At 45.6% G+C, this 3,340-nt stretch carries 3 protein-coding genes; 2 read left to right on the plus strand and 1 reads right to left on the minus strand.

Going from position 1 to position 3,340, the window contains the following annotated elements; genetic code table 11:
- Nucleotides 1-64: 64 nt before the first annotated feature.
- Together PX484_RS20505 and PX484_RS20510 are read left to right on the plus strand one after the other, a co-directional pair.
- On the plus strand, nt 65-1,114 hold the full coding sequence (locus tag PX484_RS20505; protein ID WP_002798288.1) for a hypothetical protein: 1,050 nt from the start codon (nt 65-67) through the stop codon (nt 1,112-1,114).
- 207 nt (nt 1,115-1,321) lie between these two features.
- Nucleotides 1,322-2,920 carry a SpoIID/LytB domain-containing protein gene (locus tag PX484_RS20510; RefSeq protein ID WP_287767292.1) on the plus strand — a complete coding sequence of 533 codons (1,599 nt, stop codon included), beginning with the start codon at nt 1,322-1,324 and terminating at the stop codon, nt 2,918-2,920.
- A gap of 149 nt (nt 2,921-3,069) precedes the next feature.
- On the opposite strand, the gene PX484_RS20515 is transcribed toward PX484_RS20510, so the two are convergent.
- A partial coding sequence (locus PX484_RS20515) for a TrkA C-terminal domain-containing protein (protein WP_288105307.1) occupies nt 3,070-3,340 on the minus strand: 271 nt, incomplete at its 5' end.

Genomic DNA, 3,340 nt, shown 5'->3' on the forward strand with positions numbered 1-3,340 from the left:
CTTGTCGGGGGTTGCCAGAGCGAGTTAAGATAAAATGCCCGATTAACTGCCGAGTCTATCATATATGGTTGATGCTGCGACGTTCTCCTCCGACACCTCCGCGATCATTGATGCCTTTGAAACGCCTCTAGAGTTTAACTTTCAACTGCCAGATCCCGAAGATGAAACCATCCAAGATCATGACTTTCAGCAGCAACTGGATTCTTTTTGGAAAGTTTGCGATCGCTTTGATTTGCAAACGGAAATCTGGCGGGGGCGAATTTTGCGAGCTATTCGCGACCGAGAGAAGCAAGGCGGTGATAGTCGCGGTACAGGCTTTTTAAACTGGTTAAAACAGCGAGAAATCACTAAAAGTCAAGCTTATGCTCTGATTCAATTGGCTAATAGTGCTGATACTCTCCTAGCAGAAGGACAACTGGATCCCGATAGTATCAATAATTTTAGTAAACGCGCCTTCGTGGAAACGGCCAAATCTGCCCCCGAAATTCAAAAATTAGTCAGTGATGCGGCCCGACAAGGGGAGAGAATTACTCGTCGGGAGGTGAAACAATTGGCCGATGAATGGACGGCGATGAGTTCAGATTTACTACCCGATGAGGTGAAGGAAAAGGCCAGCGATGGTAGTTTACCGGCGCGTCATCTCGCTCCCCTAGTGAAAGAATTAGAAAAGTTACCCGATACTCATATCGACACTCTCCGCCAAGAAATCGCCGCTAATCCCGATGTGGACACGGTAAAATTAATCACCTCGGAAGCACGCAGTTTAGCCAAATATCTCGACGCGGCGGCCCAAGTACAAACTCTCCGACGAGGTAATTTAGATATCGAAATGGCTCTAGAAGAAGCTTTGCGCGTCGATTGTCTAAATACGGCGGCGGATCTGGTTAAACAAGCCACACAATTAGAGCAGGCTGTGGCTAAACTTTATACTACTTGGAAACGTTTGGGTAGTTTGTCCGATCGCCTCTATGTGGATACGGGAGCAAGTAATCCCCATCTGCGATCGATGTTAACCTGTTTAGAAAGTTTAACCAGTGAAGTGATCGAAGTAGAACTGGATGAAGGTGGGCAAAAAATGGTACGTTTACGCATTATCAGCGATGGGGGAAGTTAGATGGGAATTATGAATTATGAATTATGAATTGGCAAGTGGGGAGACTTTTCAGTGAGCAGTAATCAGTTATCAGTGGGAAGTGGCGAGCAAAAAGCGTTCGACAAAAGCTCACGCCGAAGTCTGATGACTAAAAAGCTGATAGCTTGCTGCTATAATCTCTGAATATCCTCAAATTTTATGAAAACTTATTAACAGATACTTGACTTTATGCTAAAAATAAAGGAAAAAAAACCGATAATTAGCATCGGTTCCATAACTGCGGCGATCTTGCTCAGTTTAACCCTAATTCCTGCCGCTATAGCCAAGGATGTCCTTCTGAGAGTGGGCATTGTCCAACGTTTTGGCGATGAAGCCAAGGAAAAATTAACCCTGAGTAGTAGCAGTGGTGATAATCTCACCCTGCGGGTGCTGGGAGAAGATGGCCAATCCCAAACCCTGCAAACCAATCGCCTACAATTAGAAGTTATTCCCCGTCCCCTCGCTTCTCCCATCCTCCAAGAAAAAGTCATTTTGAGCGACCACGCCACCTTTGAAACCGCCGAAAATAGTGCCAAAAATTGGGCAAAAATGGGCATTAAAGTGGAAATCACCCAACCCGGACGCTGGCAGGTTTGGGCAAAGCGAGAAGTTTATGAAAATCCCCTAGTGCGGCGTTGGTTGCTGACCAGTTTGCAAGCAAAAGGCCACAATCAACCCTATATTAATAGTGTTTTACTCAAAGAAAAGCCGCAAGTTTCTTTCCAGATCAACGGGGTGCGCTATTTTCCCAAAGAATTAGAAATCGAGAGCCAAAAAAACCTGATTCAAGTCACCCATAGCCCCGAGCAAGTACGTTTGTACGGGGGAACCATGCGCCTACAGCCCAACGCCTACGGCACTTTTACCCTAGTTAATAACGTTCCCCTCGAAACCTACCTGCGTGGGGTTGTACCCCACGAAATCGGTCATGATGCCCCGGAAAGTGCCACCCAAGCGCAAACTATTATCGCCCGTACCTACGCCCTCCGCAATCTCCGCCGTTTTCAAGCCGATAATTACGAACTCTGTGCCGATACCCATTGTCAAGTTTATTATGGATTGACGGGAACTAATCCCCGGGCCGATCAAGCGATCACAGCCACGCGAGGCCTAGTTTTAACCTACCAAAATGAGTTAGTGGATGCCCTTTATTCCTCCACCACCGGCGGAGTAACTGCCCTCTTTAGTGATGTTTGGGATGGGGAAGAAAGACCTTATCTCCGGGCAGTGGTGGACTCCCCCAATCGAGTCTGGGACCTGTCGAAACAATCTCTCGCTAATGAGACAACTTTTCGCCAGTTTATTAATCTTAAAGATGGTTTTAATGAGACAGGCCGACGGGTTTTTCGCTGGCAAAAACAAGCTTCTTTAGCTGATTTGAGTCAAGACCTAGAAACCTATCTAAAACGCAGAAAACATCCCCTCGCCCATTTCCAGAAAATCCAATGGATGGAAGTGACTAAGCGCTCTCCTTCCGGTCGGATTCTGACTATGACTATTCAAACCGATAAGGGGATTTTGGAACTGCATAAAAATGAGGTGCGTAGTGCCTTAGGACCGCCTCGCAGTACCCTATTCTACATCGATCCTATCTACGATACCAATCGACAAATCCAGGGTTATAACTTTATTGGTGGCGGTTTTGGCCACGGGGTAGGATTAAGTCAATTTGGTTCCTATAATTTAGCCCGTTTGGGTTGGTCTCCCGAACAAATTCTCGCTTTCTATTATCCCGGCACCATCATTCAACCTCTCAATAATTCGATTGTCTTTTGGCGAGGAAATTAATCAGTTATCAGTTATCAGTTATCAGGGATATCAGGAGAAAAAAATGTTCGACAAAAGCTCACGCCGAAGTCTCGCCGAACGTCCGAAGTCTCACGCCGAAGTCTGGCGGCTGAAGGCTAAAAAATCGCCTTCATCTATTTGACTAAATTCTACATCGGTAAACGCTGAATATCTCGGTTAGAACCAATTACCACCATGGCTAAATCCTTGTATAATCTTTCTTGGGGATTGGGGTTAATCTTGAATTTTTCCGCATTACCGACAGCGACAATATTTAAACCATAACGATTACGAATTTCTAACTCTGCTAGGGTTTTACCGTGAAAAGCTTCCGGGACTTTTAACTCGACAATACTATGTTCGGGATCGAGATCAAATCGTTCTAAAATTGATGGTCTAGTTAAACGGTGCGCTAACTCA

Source organism: Microcystis sp. M49636_WE2, assembly GCF_030065375.1.
Lineage (GTDB): Bacteria > Cyanobacteriota > Cyanobacteriia > Cyanobacteriales > Microcystaceae > Microcystis > Microcystis aeruginosa_C.